At 30.8% G+C, this 22,638-nt stretch carries 16 protein-coding genes; 4 read left to right on the top strand and 12 right to left on the bottom strand.

Translation table 11 applies throughout. The features are described 5' to 3' along the window. Positions 1 to 7: 7 nt before the first annotated feature. Positions 8 to 1,222 carry an aminotransferase class V-fold PLP-dependent enzyme gene (locus LL966_RS11620; RefSeq protein ID WP_229353339.1) on the bottom strand — a complete coding sequence of 405 codons (1,215 nt, stop codon included), beginning with the start codon at positions 1,220 to 1,222 and terminating at the stop codon, positions 8 to 10. Between the two features lie 220 nt (positions 1,223 to 1,442). Here LL966_RS11620 and LL966_RS11615 point away from each other — a divergent pair, with 220 nt between their 5' ends. Both LL966_RS11615 and LL966_RS11610 read left to right on the top strand, forming a co-directional pair. Then, the gene (locus tag LL966_RS11615) at positions 1,443 to 2,792 is read left to right on the top strand and encodes a serine hydrolase domain-containing protein (protein WP_229353337.1); all 1,350 of its coding nucleotides are present in this window, start codon (positions 1,443 to 1,445) and stop codon (positions 2,790 to 2,792) included. A gap of 3 nt (positions 2,793 to 2,795) precedes the next feature. Then, positions 2,796 to 3,266 (top strand): hypothetical protein, encoded by a 471-nt coding sequence (locus LL966_RS11610; protein ID WP_229353336.1) that lies wholly within the window; start codon positions 2,796 to 2,798, stop codon positions 3,264 to 3,266. Positions 3,267 to 3,381: 115 nt separating this feature from the next. On the opposite strand, the gene sufD is transcribed toward LL966_RS11610, so the two are convergent. The 8 genes from sufD to LL966_RS11570 all read right to left on the bottom strand — a co-directional run bounded on the left by sufD (position 3,382) and on the right by LL966_RS11570 (position 8,816). After that, positions 3,382 to 4,698: a Fe-S cluster assembly protein SufD gene (gene sufD, locus LL966_RS11605; protein ID WP_229353335.1), complete on the bottom strand. Its 1,317-nt coding sequence runs from the start codon at positions 4,696 to 4,698 to the stop codon at positions 3,382 to 3,384. Positions 4,699 to 4,745: 47 nt separating this feature from the next. After that, entirely contained in the window at positions 4,746 to 5,135 is a 390-nt protein-coding gene (locus LL966_RS11600) for a four helix bundle protein (RefSeq protein WP_229353334.1), read from the bottom strand. 87 nt (positions 5,136 to 5,222) lie between these two features. Next, positions 5,223 to 5,969 carry a Fe-S cluster assembly ATPase SufC gene (sufC, locus tag LL966_RS11595; RefSeq protein ID WP_229353333.1) on the bottom strand — a complete coding sequence of 249 codons (747 nt, stop codon included), beginning with the start codon at positions 5,967 to 5,969 and terminating at the stop codon, positions 5,223 to 5,225. A 13-nt stretch (positions 5,970 to 5,982) separates the two neighbouring features. Beyond that, positions 5,983 to 6,471, bottom strand: a complete 489-nt coding sequence (locus LL966_RS11590; protein WP_229353331.1) for a flavodoxin family protein — start codon at positions 6,469 to 6,471, stop codon at positions 5,983 to 5,985. A gap of 6 nt (positions 6,472 to 6,477) precedes the next feature. After that, entirely contained in the window at positions 6,478 to 6,750 is a 273-nt protein-coding gene (locus tag LL966_RS11585; protein WP_229353329.1) for a Txe/YoeB family addiction module toxin, read from the bottom strand. Then, entirely contained in the window at positions 6,741 to 6,938 is a 198-nt protein-coding gene (locus LL966_RS11580; protein ID WP_026727152.1) for a DUF2683 family protein, read from the bottom strand. The genes LL966_RS11585 and LL966_RS11580 overlap by 10 nt, the downstream gene beginning before the upstream one ends. Before the next feature lie 16 nt (positions 6,939 to 6,954). Continuing rightward, positions 6,955 to 8,403: a Fe-S cluster assembly protein SufB gene (gene sufB, locus LL966_RS11575; RefSeq protein ID WP_229353328.1), complete on the bottom strand. Its 1,449-nt coding sequence runs from the start codon at positions 8,401 to 8,403 to the stop codon at positions 6,955 to 6,957. A gap of 83 nt (positions 8,404 to 8,486) precedes the next feature. Beyond that, positions 8,487 to 8,816: a HesB/IscA family protein gene (locus LL966_RS11570; RefSeq protein ID WP_229353326.1), complete on the bottom strand. Its 330-nt coding sequence runs from the start codon at positions 8,814 to 8,816 to the stop codon at positions 8,487 to 8,489. 331 nt (positions 8,817 to 9,147) lie between these two features. Here LL966_RS11570 and LL966_RS11565 point away from each other — a divergent pair, with 331 nt between their 5' ends. After that, a complete protein-coding gene (locus LL966_RS11565) occupies positions 9,148 to 10,074 on the top strand; it encodes a hypothetical protein (RefSeq protein WP_229353324.1) in 927 nt (308 codons plus the stop codon). A 78-nt stretch (positions 10,075 to 10,152) separates the two neighbouring features. Then, entirely contained in the window at positions 10,153 to 11,010 is an 858-nt protein-coding gene (locus tag LL966_RS11560; protein ID WP_229353323.1) for an MBL fold metallo-hydrolase, read from the top strand. 78 nt (positions 11,011 to 11,088) lie between these two features. On the opposite strand, the gene LL966_RS11555 is transcribed toward LL966_RS11560, so the two are convergent. From LL966_RS11555 to LL966_RS11545, 3 genes are all read right to left on the bottom strand, one after another. Continuing rightward, positions 11,089 to 12,882: a T9SS type A sorting domain-containing protein gene (locus tag LL966_RS11555; RefSeq protein ID WP_229353322.1), complete on the bottom strand. Its 1,794-nt coding sequence runs from the start codon at positions 12,880 to 12,882 to the stop codon at positions 11,089 to 11,091. A gap of 102 nt (positions 12,883 to 12,984) precedes the next feature. Then, positions 12,985 to 17,844: a T9SS type A sorting domain-containing protein gene (locus LL966_RS11550; RefSeq protein ID WP_229353321.1), complete on the bottom strand. Its 4,860-nt coding sequence runs from the start codon at positions 17,842 to 17,844 to the stop codon at positions 12,985 to 12,987. A 118-nt stretch (positions 17,845 to 17,962) separates the two neighbouring features. Then, positions 17,963 to 22,564: a T9SS type A sorting domain-containing protein gene (locus tag LL966_RS11545; protein ID WP_229353320.1), complete on the bottom strand. Its 4,602-nt coding sequence runs from the start codon at positions 22,562 to 22,564 to the stop codon at positions 17,963 to 17,965. Positions 22,565 to 22,638: the final 74 nt, after the last annotated feature.

The raw sequence follows: 22,638 nt of genomic DNA, 5'->3' as shown, positions 1-22,638 counted from the left end.
TGTTTTTTTAGCTTAACATTGTTTGTGCTTTCTTAACGGCATCGACCATTTGATCAATTTCTTCTTTTGTATTGTAAAAAGAAAAAGAAGCACGAATTGTTCCCGGAATACAGAAGAAATTCATAATGGGTTGTGCACAATGATGTCCTGTTCTAACCGCAATTCCTAACTTATCTATAATAGAACCAACATCATACGGATGGATTCCATCAATATTAAACGAAATTACAGAAGCTTTATTTTTTCCTGTTCCGTAGATTCTTAAACCTTCAATTTCAGATAAACGTTTTGTAGCGTACTCTAAAAGTTCGTGTTCGTATTCTTGAATATTTTCAAAACCAATATTGTTTAAATAATCAATTGCAGTTCCTAAAACAATTCCGCCGGCAATATTTGGTGTTCCAGCTTCAAATTTATGAGGAAGATCCGCGTAAGTAGTTTTCTCGAAAGTAACTTCTTTGATCATTTCTCCTCCACCTTGGTAAGGAGGAAGTTTGTTTAACCATTCTTCTTTTCCATACAAAATTCCAGTTCCAGTTGGACCGCACATTTTATGTCCAGAAAAAGCATAAAAATCGCAATCTAATTCCTGAACATCTGGTTTTAAATGCGGAACTGCCTGCGCACCATCAATTAAAACTGCAGCGCCAACAGCGTGAGCTTTATCAATAATGTATTTTATCGGATTAATAATTCCGAGTGCGTTTGAAATATGATTAACCGTAACAACTTTTGTTTTTTCTGAAAGCAAAGCATCAAATTCTTCGATGATTAGTTCTCCATTTTCATTAATTGGAATCACTTTTAAAGTTGCTCCAGTTTTTTCGCATAACATTTGCCAAGGCACAATATTACTGTGATGTTCTAATGAAGAAACAATTACTTCGTCACCAGATTTTAAAATTGAAGCAAAACCATTTGTAACCAAGTTGATTCCGAAAGTTGTTCCCGAAGTAAAAAGAACTTCGTGAGCATGTTTTGCATTAATGTGTTCCTTTACTTTTCCACGAGAAATTTCGTAAGCATCAGTAGCTAACTGGCTTAATGTATGAACGCCACGATGAATGTTGGCATTAATTTCCTGATAATATTTAACTTCAGCATCAATTACAACTTGTGGCTTTTGCGAAGTAGCTCCGTTGTCGAAATATACTAATGGCTTTCCGTTTACAGTTTGTGAAAGTATCGGGAAATCAGCTCTTATTTTTTGAATATCTAGCATGTCTTATTTAGAAAAAATCTATTTACAAAAGTACTAAAACTAAATTTGTTTATACAGCAATTCTATAATTTCCTTTTATGATGCCATTGATTAAAGGCTTAAATGATGATTTTGTAAAAATCGGTTTGCTTTACTGAATTATCCGAATCAGATTTATAAATTGACTTCTAAAATCGTGAACATAAATTATTTATATTGCAGTAAAAATATCTAAATCATCATGAAAAAATTTCTCAAAGTACTTTTGCTTCTAGTGGTTCTTGCTTTTTTATATTTCGGATTTACAACTTATCCGAAATTGGATTTAATTTCTGGCTTTTCTGCCAAGAGCGTTGCATCTGGCCATTTTATTGACAATCGTCCATTAGATTTAATTGAAAAAACAGACAATGATATCGATATGATTGATTTGGCGAAAAATTCAATTGATGAAGCTGGGAAATTTGCGACTTCAAATGTTTATGGTTTAAAGGAAAGAAAAGCAATTTATCGTGAAGGTTTAGGTGCAGTTTTGATTAATGATGATTTTGATGTTTCAAAACCTTATCTGCTTCCAAAAAGAACAAAACTAGAAAACAATCTTCCGTTTCCATATGGGAATAATGAGCCAAAAGATACTTCGTTTTCGAATGTGGATTATTCAAAATTAAAAAAAGCGGTTGAAAATGCTTTTGACAATTCGGGTGGAAAAGCAAAAAGAACTCGTGCCGTTGTAGTTTTGTATAAAGACAAACTGATAGCTGAAAAATATGATACAGGTTTTAATAAAAACAGTAAAATTTTAGGCTGGTCAATGACAAAAAGTATCACAAGTTCTGCTTTTGGAGTTTTGGCAAAACAAGGAAAGATTGATATTTATAAACCAGCACCAATAAAAGAATGGCAAAATGACGATCGTAAAATTATTACGATCAATGATTTGCTTCACATGAATTCTGGTTTAGAATGGGAAGAAAATTACAGCACAATCTGCGACGCTACAAAAATGCTTTTTCAGGCAGAAGATATGGGAAAAGTACAACTGGATAAACCAGCTCAGTTTAAACCCAACACACATTGGAATTATTCGTCTGGAACTACAAACTTATTATCTCTAATTTTAAGAAGACAATTTAAAACGCAGCAGGAATATCTTGATTTTTGGTACAGCGCCGTAATCGACAAAATCGGAATGAACTCGATGATCGTCGAACAAGATATGTCAGGAACTTTCGTAGGTTCTTCCTACGGGTGGGCAACGCCGCGTGACTGGTCAAAATTTGGACTATTATATCTGCACAAAGGAAACTGGAACGGCGAGCAGATTCTGGACGAAAGCTGGGTAAAATATACAGCAACACCAACAAATACTTCTGAAGGTAAATACGGAGCGCAATTTTGGCTAAACGCCGGAGGGAAATTCCCGGATGTTCCTCGTGATATGTTTTATTGCAGCGGTTATCAAGGTCAAATGGTTGCGATTATTCCGTCTCTGGATATGGTTATTGTGAGAATGGGAGTTAGAGAAGGTGATAAAAGTTTTGACTTTAATGGGTTTTTGAAAGAGATAATTGAAAGTGTCAAGAAATAATAAATGGCGATTTTAAAAAGAATAGAAAATGATGAGCTTTATTTATATATGAATGGAGTTCTAATTTACAAACGTTGGTTAAATACTGGGAATTCTAAAATATTTGACATAATGGCTTATGACAAGTATACGTTAATGAGTTATACAGATTTACAGTATGAAAATTCAAATGAATTATTATCTGTCAAAGCAAAGATTAAATTAAAAGATACTGTTGAGGGAGGAAGGCGAACTGGAATTATAAGTGGTTATAGACCTAATCATGTTTTTGAGTATGGAATTGATGGGAAAATAAATCAAACTTTTATGGGAGATATTATTTTTGAAAATCAATTGACTATTGAACCGGGAGAAGAAAAAATAGTTACTGTCAGATTTTTACTTAATCAGCCAATTGAAAAATATCTTAATAAAGGACAGGTCTGGTGGATTCATGAAGGACCAAATTTGATTGGAAATGCAGAAATTTTATAAGTCTTACAGATAATTAACCGCAAAGACGCCAAGTAAAAAGCGCAAAGTTCGCAAAGTTTTTAATAAACCTTTGCGAACTTTGCGTAACCTTTGTGTCTTTGCGGTAAAACCTCGACTACAAATCAAATCCTAAATTCACACCAAGTTTCATGGCAATGATTTTAGTAATTCTTTGTTTTAATTCTGGTATTTTGATGCTTTCGATAACGGCATTTGAAAATGCGTACATCAATAAAGCTTTTGCTTCTTTTTTCGGGATTCCGCGTGATTGCATGTAGAACATTGCTGTTTCATCCAATTGTCCAACTGTACAACCGTGAGAACATTTTACGTCATCAGCAAAAATCTCCAATTGCGGTTTTGCGTTGATAGTTGCTTTATCACTCAATAAAATATTGTTGCTTTTTTGGAAAGCATTTGTTTTTTGAGCTTCTTTTTCTACTAAAACTTTTCCGTTGAAAACTCCAGTAGAACGATCAGAGAAAATTCCTTTATAATCTTGGAAACTTTCGCAGTTTGGCTGCGCGTGGTTTACCAAAGTATAATGATCTACGTGTTGTTTGTCATTTAAAATCGAAATTCCGTTTAACGTACTTGTCAATCTTTCACCAAAGTGATAAAAGTTTAAGTTGTTACGAGTTAAATTTCCACCAAACGAAAAAGTGTGCACGTAAGCGTGACTTTCTTGTTGTTGAGAAACGTAAGTATTGTCAACTAAATTCGCTTCGCTATTATCGTTTTGAATTTTATAATAATCAACAATCGCACGTTTTTGAGCAAAAATCTCTGTAACAGAGTTTGTTAAAACAGGATTTTCATTCAAACTTTGGTGACGCTCGATAATTTGAACATGTGAATTTTCACCCACAATAACCAAATTTCTTGGCTGAACCATTAAAGCAGCTTCATTTCCAGTTGAGAAATACATAATCTCAATTGGTTTATCTGCCACTTTTTTCTTCGGAATATTGATAAAAGCACCTTCAATAGCAAATGCAGTATTCAATGAAGTTAAACTATCATCTTTACTCGCAATTTGATTGAAATACGTATCAATAACCATTTTATATTTTGGTTTGGTCAATGCCGATGACATCAAACAAACATCGATTCCGTCATGAGTCGTAGAAGACAAATGCGAACTGAAAACACCATCAATAAATACTAATTTATAAGTATCGATTTCATGTAAAAAGTATTTTTTTACTTGATTGAATTCGATTGCATTTTCCTGTTTTGGAAAAACCGTAAAGTCATTTTTTAAGATGGCATTTAGCGATGTATATTTCCAAGCTTCTTCTTTTTTGGTTGGGAAACCTTTATTTTCGAAGTTTTTTAAAGCATTTGTGCGTATGTCATGTAAATCTGAATGTACATCGACACGCTCTTCAAAAGCCATAAAAGACGATACTAATTTTTCTTTTAAATCCATTGTTCTTTTGTTTCCTTCGGTGTTTCAGGTTTCAAGTTTCATGTTGCCTATTGAAACTTATTCCCCTTGAAATCTTTTTTATTTAGGTAAGTGATAAAGTTTTTTATTTTACCGCTTAAATTTTCATAATCTTTTTTTAAAGCTTCGAATTTTTCTTCTGAAATATATTCAAAATCAAAAACGCGATACAATTGAGATCTTGTTTCTCCGGCAGAACCTTTTGCGATAGATAAAAATTGTCGAAATTCTAAATTTCCATCTCTTTCAAATCCTTCAGCAATGTTATCCATTACTGAACCCGAAGAATCTTTTATTTGATTTTTAAACCTGAGATCGGATCTTAACTCTGTTTGAACGGCAATGAGATGAATTTCTTTTGCTAATCGTCGAGCCTCTTTCCAGATTTCTAAATCTTCAAATCGAGTAATTGTTGCCATAATTTCTGTTTTAAATAATTTAAGTTTAAACTTACAAAACGTAATTCAACTTGAAACTAAAAAAAACATGAAACATGAAACAAAAATTTAATTTTCTGCCTTAATCCAGTCGTATCCTTTTTCTTCTAATTCGTATGCTAGCTCTTTTCCGCCAGATTTTACGATTCTTCCGTTATAAAGAACGTGAACGAAATCAGGAACGATATAATCTAATAAACGTTGGTAGTGTGTGATAACAATAATTGCGTTTTTGTCGCTTTTTAATTTGTTAACTCCATTAGCAACAATTCTTAAAGCGTCGATATCAAGACCAGAATCAGTTTCATCAAGAATAGCTAATTTTGGCTCTAACATTGCCATTTGAAAAATTTCGTTTCTTTTTTTCTCTCCTCCAGAAAAACCTTCATTTAAAGAACGAGATAAAAATTTACGGTCAATTTCTAATAATTCAGATTTCTCACGAATTACTTTCAACATTTCGTTTGCCGGCATTTCTTCTTGTCCGTTTGCTTTGCGAGTTTCGTTGATTGCAGTTTTCATAAAGTTAGTTACACTAACTCCAGGAATTTCTACAGGATATTGAAACGAAAGAAAAACACCTTTATGCGCTCTTTCTTCTGGTGCCAAATCAGCAAGATCTTCTCCGTCAAGAACAACTTCTCCGTCTGTAACTTCATAGTTTTCGTTTCCTGCGATAACTGCAGAAAGTGTACTTTTTCCAGAACCGTTTGGTCCCATGATAGCATGTACTTCGCCAGCTTTAACTTCTATATTAATTCCTTTCAGGATTTCTTTATCACCAATTGAGGCGTGAAGGTTTTTTATTGATAACATTGTTTTTTTTATTTTATATAAATGTCAATTCTATTTTTGTTTGTTGGTTTAGGATGTTGGCATTAAAATGCGTGTGTCCTAAATATTCCATACCTAAATAATCGGCAGTTTTTTGAAACGGAATGTAAAAACTATCTTCAATAACATTGTCATGTGAATTTGTGATCACTCCGATTTTCTTTCCTCTTAGTTTTCTTCCAGTTTCTTTTTCAATTCGGATTAAATCTGAAATCCTATCGAAAAAGACCTTCATAATTCCGCTCATATTATACCAATAAATGGGCGTTGCAAAAATTAAAGTATCATATTTTTCGATAATTCCTCTTATCAGAGGCAAAAAATCATCGTCTATATTTTTGCTTTCGTAATCGTAATAGGAAATATTATAATCGCTTAGATTTATTACTTCTATTTCGTGTTCTTTAGAAATCTCGTCCACAATTTTTGTTGTGTTTCCATTTTTTCTTGATGAACCTAAAATGATTACTTTTTTATTTTCCATTAATACTTATTCGTAATGTCCTTTCAATGAAAGAATATTTAGTATTTCTATATTGTTTTCTTCTGTTATTCTGTAAATAATTCGATGTTCTTTATCAATTCTTCTTGACCATCTTCCAGATAATTCATATTTTAATTGTTCTGGTTTTCCAAGTCCTTCGTAAGGATGAAGTAAAATGTCTTCAATTAAAATTGTGATCTTTTTCATTATTGATTTGTTTCCGGACTTCTTCCAAAAAAGAATGTCTTTTTGTGCCTTTTCAGAATAAATTATTTCCACAAATCCTCAACTTTTATTTTAACTCCTTTTCCTTCTTCAATACTTTTTTCAGCATTAAGAATCTCTTTTACAAATTCTGGATTATATGGTTTCTCCGTTTCTTCAATAATTTCAAAACCAAGAGATTTTGCCAGTGATTTTAAAACTGGAAAATCTTTTTTCTTTACATTTTTTAAGATGATATCCATAATTGTTTGCTTTTTCTTATCCGACAGAACCTTCTAAAGAAATCTCTAATAGTTTTTGAGCTTCAACCGCAAATTCCATTGGCAATTTGTTCAAGACATCTTTACTGAAACCGTTTACAATTAAGGCAATCGCTTTTTCAGTTGGAATACCTCTTTGGTTGCAATAAAAAACCTGATCTTCTCCAATTTTACTTGTTGTTGCTTCGTGCTCAATTTTTGCTGATGGATTTTTACTTTCGATATAAGGGAAAGTATGCGCACCACAATTGTTACCCATTAGCAATGAATCACATTGCGAAAAGTTACGTGCATTCTCCGCTCTTGGCGAAATCTGCACTAAACCACGGTAACTGTTTTGCGATTTTCCAGCCGAAATACCTTTAGAAATAATAGTCGATTTAGTGTTTTTACCTAAATGGATCATTTTAGTCCCTGTGTCAGCTTGTTGGTAATTATTGGTTACAGCGATTGAATAAAATTCTCCTACTGAATTATCACCTTTTAATACACAAGAAGGATATTTCCAAGTAACAGCAGAACCTGTTTCAACTTGTGTCCAAGAAATTTTAGCGTTTGTTTCGCATAAACCTCTTTTCGTTACAAAGTTGTAAACTCCACCTTTACCTTCTTTATTTCCAGGAAACCAGTTTTGAACGGTAGAATATTTAATTTCTGCATCATCCAAAGCGATTAATTCAACCACAGCAGCGTGCAATTGATTTTCATCACGGCTTGGAGCAGTACATCCTTCAAGGTAAGAAACGTAACTTCCTGCATCAGCAATAACTAGAGTTCTTTCGAATTGTCCTGTTCCTGCTTGATTGATTCTGAAGTAAGTTGAAAGTTCCATCGGGCATTTTACGCCTTTTGGAATATAACAGAAACTTCCATCAGAGAAAACTGCTGAGTTTAATGCTGCGTAGAAGTTATCTTTTTGAGGTACAACTGTTCCTAAATATTTTTTTACTAATTCTGGATGTTCTTTAATAGCTTCAGAAATTGGACAGAAAATAATTCCTTTTTCGCCCAATGTTTTCTTAAAAGTAGTGGCAACAGAAACAGAGTCAACTACAATATCCATAGCGACATTGTTCATTTTTTTCTGTTCGTCTACTGAGATTCCTAACTTTTTGTACATCTCTAATAATTCTGGATCTACATCGTCTAAGGTTTTGTTAGGATCTACTTGTTTTGGAGCTGAATAATATGAAATAGCCTGAAAATCTGGTTTTTCATAATGTACATTTGCCCATTCTGGTTCGATCATTTCTTTCCATGCGCGGAAAGCTTCGATACGCCATTCAGTCATCCATTCAGGTTCTTCTTTTTTAAGAGAAATTGCTCTTACGATATCTTCGTTTAAGCCAATAGGGAAAGTCTCAGATTCTATATTAGTATAAAATCCGTACTCATATTCTTTAGTTTCCAGTTCGATTTTTAAATCGTCTTCGGTGTATTTGCTCATTGTTTTTTTATTGTCTAATAGTTTTAAAGTCCAAAGTTTGAAGTCAATTTAGTCTTTATGACTTTACGACTTTCGGCTTTTGACTAAAGAGAGAATGATTCTCCACATCCGCAAGTTCTACTTGCATTCGGATTATTGAAAACAAATCCTTTTCCGTTTAATCCTCCAGAAAATTCTAAAATTGTTCCGGCTAAATAAAGGAATGATTTTTTTTCAACTGCAATTTGTATATCGTTATCTACGAATATTTTATCGTCTTCTCCTTTGGTCTTGTCAAATTTTAAATCATATGACAAACCAGAGCATCCACCACTTTTTACTCCTACTCTTACGTAGTCATTTGCGGCGTCAAAACCATCATCAGTCATCAGGTCGATGATTTTCTTTTTGGCAGTATCTGAAACTTTTATCATTGTTCTTAGATGTTTAATTTAATGTGCATTTTTCTTCTGTAATGAAATTAGTACAGATTTAAAACGCTAATTTTCAATGTTAAATAGAAATTGTCTGCAAAGATACGACTTAAAAACCTTTTTCCATAACGGTTCACATTATTATAACAAATGTTAAAATAGATAATAGTTATTTTGATAAAATTTGGCTCCAAAAAGAGCCTATAAATGCTGAAAATGTTGCTTTTTTTTCGATTTTTTGCAATTTCATGTTTTAAATGTTAAAAACGAGTATTTCTACTGATGTAACTCTGTGATTATTTGGTATTTTTGCGAAAAATTGTGACTAATTATGAAAAAACAAAATACAATAAAGTGGTTTAAACCATTATTTGCTTTAATTTTTGTTTTAGGAATAGGCGCTACAGTATTGGTTTTTAGCAGCGAGCCTGAAAATGAGGAAAGTGAGATAAAAGAAGAAGTTGTTGCCAAATCAAATCCTGTTGTAAAGCGAGAGTTAAGCGAACAAATGAATATTCTGGATTCTTTAAATACTTTAAAGGAAGCATACGATGTAGCTATTCTTGAGAAAAATACGATGTCTAGAGAATTAGAACTGGAACGAAAGAATGTTGAAAATTTAATGCAGCTGATTAAAGTTTCTCAGAATCCGACCGCGGCTCAAATTAAAATATACAGAAATCAGCTTTTAGATTTAAAGAACTCTTTAGACATTAGAGTGCAGGAAATTAAAAAACTGAAATTTCAAAATAAAAACCTTTTAACAGAAATTGAAAGTCAAAATGTTGTGATGTACCAGCAGAAAGCAGAAAATGATACTTTAGTTTCAAAACAAAAAAGGCTGGAGTCGACTTTAAAAGATGCTTCGAAACTTTCTTTAAGTAATTTTAAAGTAATTGCACTTCGTGAAAAAAGCTCTGGAAAAGAACTGGAAACTACAAAATCGAAGAGTACAGATAAACTTAAAATCAGTTTTACAATTAATGGAAATGCGGTTGCAAAAACTGGAAAACGAGTATATTATGTTCAGGTATTAGATCAAAAAAACAGCGTTTTAGGAGATGATAAACTAATCGAATTCGGAAATAATAAAGCTTTAGTTTATAGTTTTATAGTGGCAGCAGATTTTCAAGGCAAGTCTGTCAATGTTTACGGAATCTTAAATGCAAATGAAGATCATTTTAAGAAAGGCACTTATTTTGTAAATTACTTCGACAAGCAAGAAATAATGGGAAGCACTTCAATCACATTAGAATAATACAAAAGTTTTTTAAGTAGAAATTTTAGTAAAAGGAGTCGGGATTTCCTAGCTTTGTTCTTTTACAAAACTACTCTCATGAAACTTTATCCTATAGAATCTGGAAATTTCAAATTAGATGGAGGCGCTATGTTTGGCGTTGTTCCTAAAACGATTTGGAATAAAACAAATCCAGCAGATGCTAATAACTTAATTGATATTGCAGCACGTTGTTTATTAATTGAAGACGGAAAACGTTTAATTTTAATTGACACCGGAATGGGGGATAAACAATCTGAAAAGTTCTTTGGATATTATTCGCTTTGGGGTTCTCATTCTATAGATAAATCGCTAGCAAAATATGGTTTTAGCCGTGATGATATTACGGATGTTTTTATGACGCATCTTCATTTTGATCATTGCGGAGGAAGTGTTCAGTGGAATTCGGATAAAACAGGTTACGAGCCTGCTTTTAAAAATGCCAAATTTTGGACAAATGAAAATCATTGGAAATGGGCAACTCAACCCAACGCACGTGAAAAAGCGTCTTTTTTGTCTGAAAATATTTTGCCAATGCAGGAAAGCGGACAATTAAATTTTATTGAAAGAACCGAAACTGATTTTGGTTTCTCAAAAGAATTGAATTTTGACATTTACTACGTTGACGGCCACACCGAAAAACAAATGATTCCGTACATAAAATACCAAGATAAAACCATTGTTTTTTGTGCCGATTTATTGGCTACAGCCGGGCATATTCCGCTGCCGTATGTTATGGGTTACGATACACGACCTTTGCTGACAATGCCAGAAAAATCAAAATTTTTGAATGCAGCAGCAGATCAGAATCATTATTTATTTTTAGAACATGATGCGCACAATCAAATTATAACTGTTGAACATACAGAAAAAGGTGTTCGTTTAAAAGATGTTTTTACTTCCGAAGATATTTTTTAAACAGAAAAAATTAAGCATAAAAAAATCCCATTTCAAATATTGAAAATGGGATTTTTTAGTTGAACTAAATTGTATGGTTTATTCTAGGATTATTTTTTTCGCAGAAGCGGCATCACCATTTATTAAGTATACATAATAAACACCTTTTGGCAAGCCAGACAAGTTTATTGTGTTACTGCTTTCGCCATTGCTGAAAGTGAACGATTTTACTAATTGTCCTAACGAATTGTAAACGGTTGCTTTTTCTACGCTCACATTTTCAATATATAATTCGCCTTTTGTTGGGTTTGGATGTACAACAGCTTGATTAAAAGTAGAATCTTCCGTTCCTAAAAAAGTACAGGTTGATGAATAGTTTGTTAAAGCATCTTTTCTTTGTGACCAATTTATATTTGAGTAATTCTCATCGTCTACTTGAATACATTTTAAATTTGGGTTGCTTTTAAATGATATACGATTATAAACTAGTAGCGTGTTTTTCCCGTTTTTAATATTTAAGTTATAAAGATTATTTGATTCACAATTTAGAGCTGTCAATGCTGTATGTTTAGAAAAATCTAAATTGACTAATTGATTTTGAGAGCAATTTAAATTAGTTAAACTGCTAAAATCTTCAATTCCTTTTAAATTTGCAATTGAGCTGGCAGAGACATCTAATGTGGTTATTGCGGAAATACTTGATGTAAGCACTTTTCCATCGGGCTGCCCTGCATCTATATTAAGAGCAATTAATTTTTTTTCAAAATTGGCATCAGGAATATCGGTATATTTTCCGTCGCATGTTGATGAATAAATGGCACTACCATTTTTTTTCTTCATCCAGTTTTTATTCCAGTATACAGGATCATCTACTATAATGCAAGACAAATTTGGATTTGATGTAAAACCTCCATTATCGGTGCCATTCCAATAAATAGCGGTATTATTACCATTTTTAATATTTAAATATGTTAACGCATTGCCGAAACAAGAAATATAATTTAAGCCAGTTTGTTTTGAAAGATCAAGACTGGTTATTTTATTGCTGTTACATCTTAAAGAAGTTATTTTTGTTTGTGCAGATAAATCAAGAGTAGTTAGATTGTTAGAACTACAATCAAGCTTAGTTAAAGCCGTGTTTTTAGATAAATCTAAGGTGGTTAAGTTGTTGTAAGAACAATTTAGAGAAGCCAACTCTGTAAAATCTTCAATTCCTGTTAAATCTTTAATTTCAAAAGTTGGAGTTTTTATCTCAGGTTCTAAATCCAAAGAAGTTAGTGTCTTTATCCAATAAGTTAGAACCAGCCCATTTATATCACCTACTTCAACGCCACGATCTCTTAATCTCATCTCAAAATCTCGATCAGGTATGTAGGTATATTCTTCGGTTCCTGCAACATATACCATAACTTCATCTATGGCAGCCAAAAATTCGTAGTTCTGATAACCTGACAAAGAAACACTTAAATCGTAAATTAGATCTTGGTCTGGTTTAAAAGAGCCTTCAAGTGTTCTCCATTCAGTATCAACATCCTTAATATTAAAATATTTTGACTCTCCATTATTAGCTATTCTTAATGTAACTCTTGGAAATCGAGAACTTTCGTAACCAGCACTTATAAATTTATATTTAAGTTTAATAGTATATGTTACTCCTGCCTTCATCGGAATTTGAGTAGTTATTTTCGGTAGAGTAGAAAAAGTAGAAAGCTGTACACTATTGAATCCTCTAAAATAACTTGTTGTGTTTTGTTTGACATTATTTTCAACAATCCAGTTTGTTGGTGTTGTACTGTTTGTCCATTTTTCAAATCCTCCGTTTTGAACTAGGTTGACTTGTGCATAAAAAGTGAAATGTGCTAATAATAAAATTAAAAGTAGTTTTGTTTTCATAGGCTTAATTTGAATTTTGGCAGTTTATTGATTTTTACTTTATTAAAAACTTTTAAAATCCCATTTTCAATAGTTTGAAAACAGGATTATTATTTTGACTCATTATTCTACAATTATTTTTTTCGCTGAAGCGGCATCTCCATTTATTAAATACACATAATACACGCCTCTTGGCAAACCAGATAGATTTACGGTGTTATTAGTTTCGGTATTGTTGAAAATGAAGGATTTTACTAATTGTCCTAACGAATTGTAAACGTTTGCTTTTTCTAAAACAATGTTATTAATATGAACCTCGCCTTTTGTTGGATTTGGATAAACAACTGCCTTGTCGAAAACAGAATCTTCTATTCCAAGTGCTTGACAATTTTCAGAATATGTTGTTTTACTTTCTTTAATTTTAGACCAATTGGCGTTAGAATAAGCTGCATTGTCAACATTAATGCAACTTAAAGTTGTAAGTCCTAAAAAGGTTGTTGCAACATTAGCATTGAACTGTTTTGCTGTTTCGGAAGCAAGAATGAAGTTGCTATTGTTTCCGTTTTTAATATTTAGATTCGTAAGCGGATTTGTTATTACATAAACAACATTAAGTTTAGTATTTCTAGACAAATCTAATGTTGTAATTTGATTAGAAGATGCATTTAATATCTCCAGATTAGCATTTTTACTAAGATCTAAAGTCGCTAAATTATTAGTACTGCTGTTTAAAGATTTTAATGCTGGAAAATTCTCAATACCTTTTAAATTTGTAATGTTACTGTTTGAAAGATCCAAATCAATAATAGTATTTATATTTTGATTTGCCACTTTACTATCTAGCACATCATCAATTCCTAAGTCAATTAATTTTTGCTCAAAATTATGATCTGGAATCATTGTGTAAGTATTTGCAATACCGCAATTTGTGCTAAATGTTGCAATGGCATCTTTTTTACCAGCCCAATTTGTATTCGAATACAGAATATCGTCAACTTGTATACAGTTTAAATATGGATTTGTTGCAAAATTTATTTCTTTACTATCCAGCAGATTATTTTTCCCGTTTTTTAAATTAAGTTCTGTTAATCTATTTTCATGGCATCTAAAGATTATTAATGCTGATTGATTCGTTAAATCTAGAGTAGTTAATAGATTCCCAGTGCATTGTAAATTAGTTAAAGCTTTGTTGTTAGAAACATCTAGACTAGTAAGCATATTATAATAACAATGCAATTCTTTTAAAGCTTTGTTGTTAGAAACATCAAGAGTTCTAAGCCTACTATCCCAGCAACTCAAATAAGTTAAAGCTAAATTATTAGAGATATCAATAGTTGTTAATCCTCTATTATGATGATTGTCGATATAGTCGCATTTTAATGTTTGTAAAGCTAAATTTTTAGAAATATCTATATTGGTTAAACGATTCGAACCACAGTCTAAATAGGTTAGTGAAAGGTTTTTTGACAAATCAATGGTTGTCAAATTATTGTCACTACAATCTAAATAGTTTAAATCTTCAAAATCTTGAATTCCGGTTAAATCTTCAATACTTTTAAGATACATGTCTAATCTTTTAATGGATTTTATATTTGCAGTTTCAACTTTTCCATCATGAAGTCCATTATAGGTTTTATCATATCCAGATCTAATTAGAAAATTCTCGAAATTTTGATCTGGAATAAGCGTGTATTGTGTACAAGCTGTTACACTGTATACAACATAATTATCTTTTGCGTTAAACCAGTTTGTATTTGAATACAAAAGATCATCTACCTGAATGCAGCTTAGTTTTGTATTCAGTTTAAAATTATAAGAAGATAATTTAATGTTATTAGCATTTTGAATATTCAGGTTAGCCAAATTGTTGCTGCTGCAGTTTAATGTGGTTAAATTTGGGTTTTTTGAAAAATCCAGTTTTTTAATTTGATTTGAATTACAATCTACAGTAACCAGCATTTTGTTTTTAGATACATCCAAATATTCTAAGTTATTCGAAGAACAATCTAAATTCTTTAAAGACGGATTTGAAGATAAATCCAATTTTGATAATAAATTGAATCCGCAATTTAAATTGATAAGATTAGGATTTCCAGAAACATCTAAAACCAGTAAAGGATTATGAGAAGAATTCAGTTCCTTAAGTTCTAAATTATCTGAAATGTTTAAGGTTGCTAAATTATTATTTTGACAATTTAAAATTTCTAAATTTTCAAAAGCCTCAATTCCTGTCAAACTACTTATTGAGCTGTAAGAAACATTTAATGAAATTACTTCTTTAATGCTAGAAGTTAGCACTTTTCCATTCTTACCATCTTTGTCAATTCCTAAATCGATTAGTTTATTTTCAAAATTTGAATCTGGAATTAAAGTATAATTAGAGAAACAATCTACGTTGTAATTAACCGAAGCATCTTTAGAATCCATCCAATTGCTGTTAGAATAATTGGCATCATCAACTGTAATGCAAGTCAAATTAGAATTGTTTTTAAAATTTGGTTTAATCAACTGCTTGTTATTTCCATTTTTTAAATTCAAAGTAGCCAAATTATTATCTTGACAATTAAGGCTTTTTAAATCAATATTTGGAGAAATGTCAAGAGAAGTTATTAGATTAGAATGACAATCTAAATTGGATAGGAATGCATTTTCTGAAATGTTTAAAACTGCAAGTTTATTAGAATTACAATTTAAATTTTTTAACGCTTTATTTTTTGAAACATTCAAATTTATTAATTGATTAGAGCTGCAGTCTAGATTAATTAAGGCAATATTTTTTGAAATGTTTAAACTTTTTAGCTGATTAGAATTACACTTTAAATCTTGTAGCGAAGTAAAATCTTGTATTCCAGATAAATCCGTGATATTACTTGATGATACATCTAAAGAAATAATTGTTGAAATTTTTGAAGTAAGTATTTTTCCATCTGGCGCTTCAGAATCTATACCCAAAGCAATTAATTTATTTTCGAAATTAATGTCAGGAATTGTTGTGTATAGTGTACAAGGCGTGTCGCTAAAAACAATATGCGAGTCTTTATTCTGAGACCATTTTGAAGTTGCATAAGCAGCATCATCGACTAAAATACAATTTAAATTAGGATTGTAATGAGACGTAATACTCACTATGCTTTTATTTGTACCATTTTTTAAATTAACATTTAACAGGTTTTTATTGCCTCCAAAATAAATTCGATCTAAAGAAACGTTATTTGAAAAATTTAAACCTGTCAGCAAATTGGAACCACAGTTTAACCAAGTCAAGTTTATGTTTTGAGAAAGATCTAATTGTGTTAATTTGTTTTGGTCACAAAAAAACCATCCAACATTTTTATTGTTAGAAATATCAATATCTGTTAATTGATTTTGAGAAACATCAAGTTCGTATGCCAGTAAATTTTTAGAAATATTAATATTGGTTAACTTATTTTTTTTACAATATATTCTTTCTAATAGAGAATTATTAGAAAGATCAAGAGATGTGAGTTCATTTTCGGAGCAATAAAGATCTACTAAAGCGCCATTTTTAGAGATATCGATTGTTGTTAATTTATTTCCATCAATGAACAATCCAGTTAAGGCTAAGTTTTGTGTAAGATTAATATCGCTTAAAAGGTTTCCATAACAGCGCATTTGCTTTAAAGCAAGGTTTTTGGAGAAATCTAAATTCGTTAAATAATTTTGAGAAGCATTAAAACTAGTAAGCTTTAGATTTTGAGAAATGTCAATTGTGCCAGCTATTAGATTAGAATAGGCTTCTAGTTTTTCTAAATTGATATTCTTAGTAATATCTAATGATTTTAATTTATTATTGCTACAGTCTAAAACTTTTAAAGATTTAAAATCCTGAATTCCTGTTAAATTTGTAATTGAACTTCCAGAAAGATCTAAAGATTTAATGTACACGATGTTCTGAGTTTGTATTTTTCCGTTTTTTCCATCAGTATCATATCCTAGAAAAATAAGTCTGTTTTCAAAATAAGGATCAGGAATAAGAGTATATTCTGGTGTACAAACCGTTTGATTAAAGCTTGTGTTAACATCTTTGTTTGTCCAGTTTGATGTCGAATATTCTGAATTATCAACTAATACGCATGACAACTTGGGATTCGATTTAATATTGACAGAAACCAAAGAAGTATTTTTTCCGTTTTGGAGATTTAAACTAGAAAGGTCGTTTTTTGAACAATCAAGAGAGTTCAGTTTTAAATTTTTAGTAATGTTTAAAGACTTGAGTAAATTTGAAGAACAATTCAATGATTCCAAATTAGGATAAATGGAAGAATCGAAATAAGGAATATCATTACCAGTAAAGTTTAAATTTTTTAGCGAAGCGAAATCTTCAAGCCCAGTTAAATCGTTGATACCGCTAAAGGATAAATCTAAACTAGTAACCGAATAAATGTCTGTGGTTATAACTTTTCCATTTTTTCCATCTTTATCGATGCCTAAGGATATTAATTTTTTTTCAAAATTTTCATCTCGAATGCTGGTATAAATGTAGCAAGCAACACTATTGAATTTAGTAAGAGCATCTGTTTTTTTTCTCCAATTTGAAGTCAACGCAACATCATCAACCAAAATACACTCTAAAGAATAATTGTAAGTTGTATTTAGTTCAAATGAGGTGGCTCTTTTTCCTGTTTTTAAATTAAGGCTGATTAATTTATTATCAGAACAGTCTAATCTATTTAAATTTGTGTTTTTAGAAAGATCAAGAATTTTTATTGCGTTTCCATAACAATTAAGGTATTGTAAGGAAGTAAAATCTTGAATTCCAGTTAAATCTGATATACTGCTTGTTGAAACACTTAGAGAGGTAACCTTAGCAACATCAGCAGTTAGAACTTGACCGTCTGCAGTACCCGAATCAATGCCGAGAGCTATTAATTTTTTTTCAAAATTAGCATCAGGAATTAAGGTATATTGAGCATGAAGAAAGAAATTTGATAATAAGAATAACAAGAGTAGTTTTGTTTTCATAGGCTATAATTTCAAAATTATGGGCAGTACAATAATACAGTATTTATTCTATAAATTGTATGAAAAATCCCGTTTTCTAAAAGTTGAAAACGGGATTTTTTATTTTAAATAATTATGATTATTCAACAATTATTTTTTTCGCAGAAGCGGCATCTCCGCTAATTAAATACACAAAATAAACTCCTCTCGGCAAACCAGATAAATTTATAGTATTACTAGTTTCGCCGTTATTTAAAACAAATGTTTTAACCAGTTGTCCTAAAGAATTGTAAACAGTTGCTTTTTCTAAAGAAACATTGTTAATGTTAACTTCACCTTTTGTCGGGTTCGGGTATAGTGTTGCTTTACTGAAAACAGAATCTTCAAGTCCTAATGTACAGGTTGCCGAATATGTCGCTGCTGTATCTTTAAAGAACACACCGCTTGAAGCAGCAAAAGATGGATTGTCAACTGTGATACAAGTTAAAGATGTATTTTTGTTTAGCAATGCACCTGTAAAATTGCTGTTGTTGCCATTTTTAAGGTTTAACGTTTTCAATGAATTCTCCGCAACATTCACATAAACCAATTTGGTGTTTTTAGATAAATCCAAAGCAGTCAGTTTGTTTTTGTTGGCATACAAAGTTGTAAGAGCAGTATTTGCAGATACGTCCAATGTTGTCAAATCATTTCCATGCGTGTACAATTCAATTAATTTTGAATTTTTAGATACATTCAAAGAAGTTAAAAGATTGAATTGGCAGTTTAAATATTCAAGAGATGTAAAATCTTGAATTCCTGTTAAATCTTTAATATCGCTCAATTGAACATTTAAGTCTTTAACAGTTGAAATAGTTGAGGTTAAAACTTTTCCGTTTTTACCATCAATATCAATTTTTAAGGCGATTAATTCATCTTCAAAATTGCTGTCCGGAATAAGCGTAAATGCGTTGCAATCTTCTGTAAAATAAGAAGTTTTGTCTAGTTTTCCGTTCCAGTTGTCATTAGAATATTTCGCATTATCAACCTGAATACAGCTTAAAGAAGCATTTTTTGTAAAATTCACACTAAACCAATCCATATTGGTATTGAAACCATTTTTTACATTCAAAGAATTTAAATTATTATTTGAAACATTTAATGCCGTCAATGCCTTGTTTTTGCTAACATCAAGAGTTGTTAAAGCATTGTAAGAAACATTTAATTCTGTTAATGAAAGATTGTTTGCAGGAGTTAAAGAAGTTAATTGGTTTGTACTACAATTTAAAACTTTCAAAGAAACAAAATCCTGAATTCCAGTAAGATCTTTAATAGAACTTGATGAAACGTCTAACGTCGTAACGACAGCAATGCTTGAAGTTAGTACTTTTCCATTTTTACCATCTTTATCAATTTGCAATGCAATCAATTTATCTTCAAATGCAGCATCAGGAATTAATGTGTATGATCTACAATCTAAATTGTAATTTGCTGTTGCATCTTTAATAGCTGACCAATTAGCGTTAGAAAATTCTACATTGTCAACTTGAATACATGAAAGATTCTTATTGTTTAAGAAATTACAAGCATCAATTACGGCTGCGGTTTTATTTGTTCCGCTTGTTGGAGGCAATATAAAGTTTTCATTATTTCCGTTTTGAAGATTTAATGTAGTTATAGGATTGAATCGTATTAAAACAAGCTCTAGAATAGGATTATGAGATAAGTCTAAAGATTTTAATAAGTTATTACTAACGTTTATTCTTTTTAAAAGAGTGTTATTGCTCACATCCAAAGTTGTCAACTGGGCATTGTCGAAATATAAATTTTCTAATTTTTTGTTTGTTGAAACATCAATTTGTGAAATTGAAGTAAAAGTACAATTTAATTGTAAAAGATTTGGTTGATGTGATACATCTAGGGCTGTCAAATTATTATCACCACAATATAGAGACTCTAGCTTTGTATTTGCAGATATGTTAAGACTGCTTAGTAAATTTCTATCCGCAGTTAAATGAACAAGAGCCTTGTTTTGTGATAAATCTATTGTTGAAATTTGATTTTTAGAAAACATTAAGTTGTATAAATTAACGTTTTTAGTAACATTTAAACTAGTTAATTTATTTTCGTGCAATGCTAGTTTAATTAGTAATTTATTATTACTAACGTCGATATTGCTAATGCTGTTATAATTAGCATCCAAATATGTTAACGATGTAAAATCTTGAATTCCTGTAAGATCTTTAATATTACTTGATTGAACATCTAATGAAGTTACATTAGCGATACTTGCAGTGGCGACTTTACCATTTTTACCATCTTTGTCAATTTGTAAAGCAATTAATTTATCTTCAAAATTTGAATCTGGAATCAAAGTATAAACAGTACAATCAATATTGTAAGAAGCACCAGAGTCTTTAATTGAAGTAGCCCAATTTGTATTAGAATATGTTACATCATCTACTAAAATACATTTTAAGCTTAAATTAGAAAAAAAGAATAAGTTAGCTTTGTCAAGCAATTTATTGTTTCCATTTTTTAGATTCAAACTTTCCAATTTGTTGATGGAACAGTCAAACATTTTCAGCAACGTATTTTGAGAAACATCTAAACTTTTTATTTTGTTTTGGGAACAAGATAAAGATATTAACGCTGTGTTTTTAGAAACATTTAAGGCTTCTAACTCATTTCTTTCACAAACAAATTCAGTTAATGCTAAATTGTTAGAAATATCCAAAGTTGGCAGTTTATTTCTTTGACACCATAAAGTTGTCAATTTACTGTTTTTAGATACATTTAAACTAGTTAAGACGTTATCGGTAATATATATTTTAGATAATTCAGTATTCGCAGAAAAATCTAAAGCAGTAAATAGGTTATTATTACCAGCAAAATAATCTAGAGCTATATTTTTTGAAGTATTTATAGACTTCAATTGGTTTTTGCTAACCGTTAATGTTTTTAGATTTACGTTTGTTGAAAGATCAAGTGTTGTTAAAGCATTTTCAGAACAATTTAAAATTGTAAGCGCAGTAAAATCCTGAATTCCTGTAAGCTCTGTAATATTGGCTTTAGTAACATTTAAAGTAGTTAAGTAAGAAATGCTAGAAGTCAATACTTTCCCATTTTTCCCATCTTTATCAATTCCTAAATCAATTAATTTTTGTTCAAAATTTGAATCTGGAATTAAGGTATAAGCTAAAGTAGCGCAATCTAAAGTATATTCGCCACCATCTATAAGAGTTGACCAATTTGTTTTAGAATAAGAAACGTTATCTACTAAAATACATGATAAGCTTGAATTGTTTTTAAAACTTGATTCTCGAGGACTGCCATTAATTCCTGTCCAATAAGTAAAAGATTTAAGTAAATTGGTATTTTGTCCATTTCGTAAATTCAATGTCTTTAAATTAGAATTGTCGTGACATTTTAAACCAATTAAAAGTTTATTCTTGCTCAAGTCAAGTTCGCTTAGCTTAGTATTATAAATTTCCAAAGCTTTTAAATTAATATTCGATTTTAAATCTATGTTTGCAATAGGATTAGAAGAAAAATTTAAATATTCTAGTTTCGTATTTGCACTTACGTCTAATGCTGTTAGCAAATTACTATCGCATGTAAGATTTACTAATTCTTTGTTTTCAGAGAGATTTAGGGTTGTAAATTTGTTGTCTCGAGCCCATAAAGAAATCAAAGACTTATTATTACTTAAGTCTATAGAAGGCATCCTACAGTCTATAATATTTAATCGACGAAGTAATTTTAAATTGCTTAGATCAACAGAAGTTATCTGACAATAATTAAAACTCAATTCCGTTATTAAAGGCGTAAAACTTAAATCTATAGAAGTAAGTTTATTAGTGTCAAAGCTTAAATTGGTTAATTTGGTATTTTTAGAAATATCAAGGGTTGTTAGACTGTTAGAGTCTACAGATAAACTTGTTAAACTGGTATTTTTAGAAATATTAAGGTTTGTTAGCTTATTCCCGTTTACAGATAAATTTGTTAAATTGGTATTGTTTGATACATCTATATTTGTCAATAGATTTTGACTAGCATCCAGGCGCTGTAGGCTTGTAAAGTCTTGTATTCCAGAAATATCTGCGATGTTTTTTCTGTATAGATATAGATTGGTTACAGTATAGACTTTAGAAGTTAAAACTTTTCCATCAGGAGCGCCAGAGTCTACACCTAATGCTATAAGTTCATTTTCAAAGTTTATATCTGGTATAAGTGTGTATTTTGGTCCAATATCTGCAACATCTACAATAGAAACGTTATCGACCAAAATTTGAGTTCCAGTTGTTCCTTTCACCCAAATACTAATTTCAGCATTTTGAGTAGTTGTGGCAATATAATCAAATTCGATTTTTTGCCAAGCAGAATTTACTGAAGTTGTTTCTTCCTTTTTTGTTATTGGTGTTTTAAAAACATCAGCTTTTGTTAAGCTTAACTCTACAGAAGTAATCGTTCCAGAAAAAAGTTTATGATACATCGTAACACGATACGTTTTTCCTGATTGAGTAGCAAAAGGACTGCTATTGATATAGTGAAAAGTCCCGCTTGTAATCTCCATTTTTGTACTTGAAGAGCCCTTTTGTGCATCAGAATCTTGATATAAGAGGCCATTTGAGAAACGGAACCAATCAGTTGGTTGAGAAAATGCGGTCCAAGTTTCAAAATCTCCGTTAGAGACTAAGTTTGTTTGCGCATAAATAGAAAAATTTGCTAATAATAGCAACAAGAGTAGTTTTGTTTTCATAGAAATGGTTTAGAATTAGGTCGCGCAAGTTTAATACTAATATTCGGAGATTCCTTACGTGATTCCGTAAGCGT

This window comes from Flavobacterium chungbukense (assembly GCF_020805785.1).
GTDB classification, from domain to species: domain Bacteria; phylum Bacteroidota; class Bacteroidia; order Flavobacteriales; family Flavobacteriaceae; genus Flavobacterium; species Flavobacterium chungbukense.
Note: the sequence above shows the minus strand (reverse complement) of the source record. Positions and strands in the feature narration are given on the sequence as shown.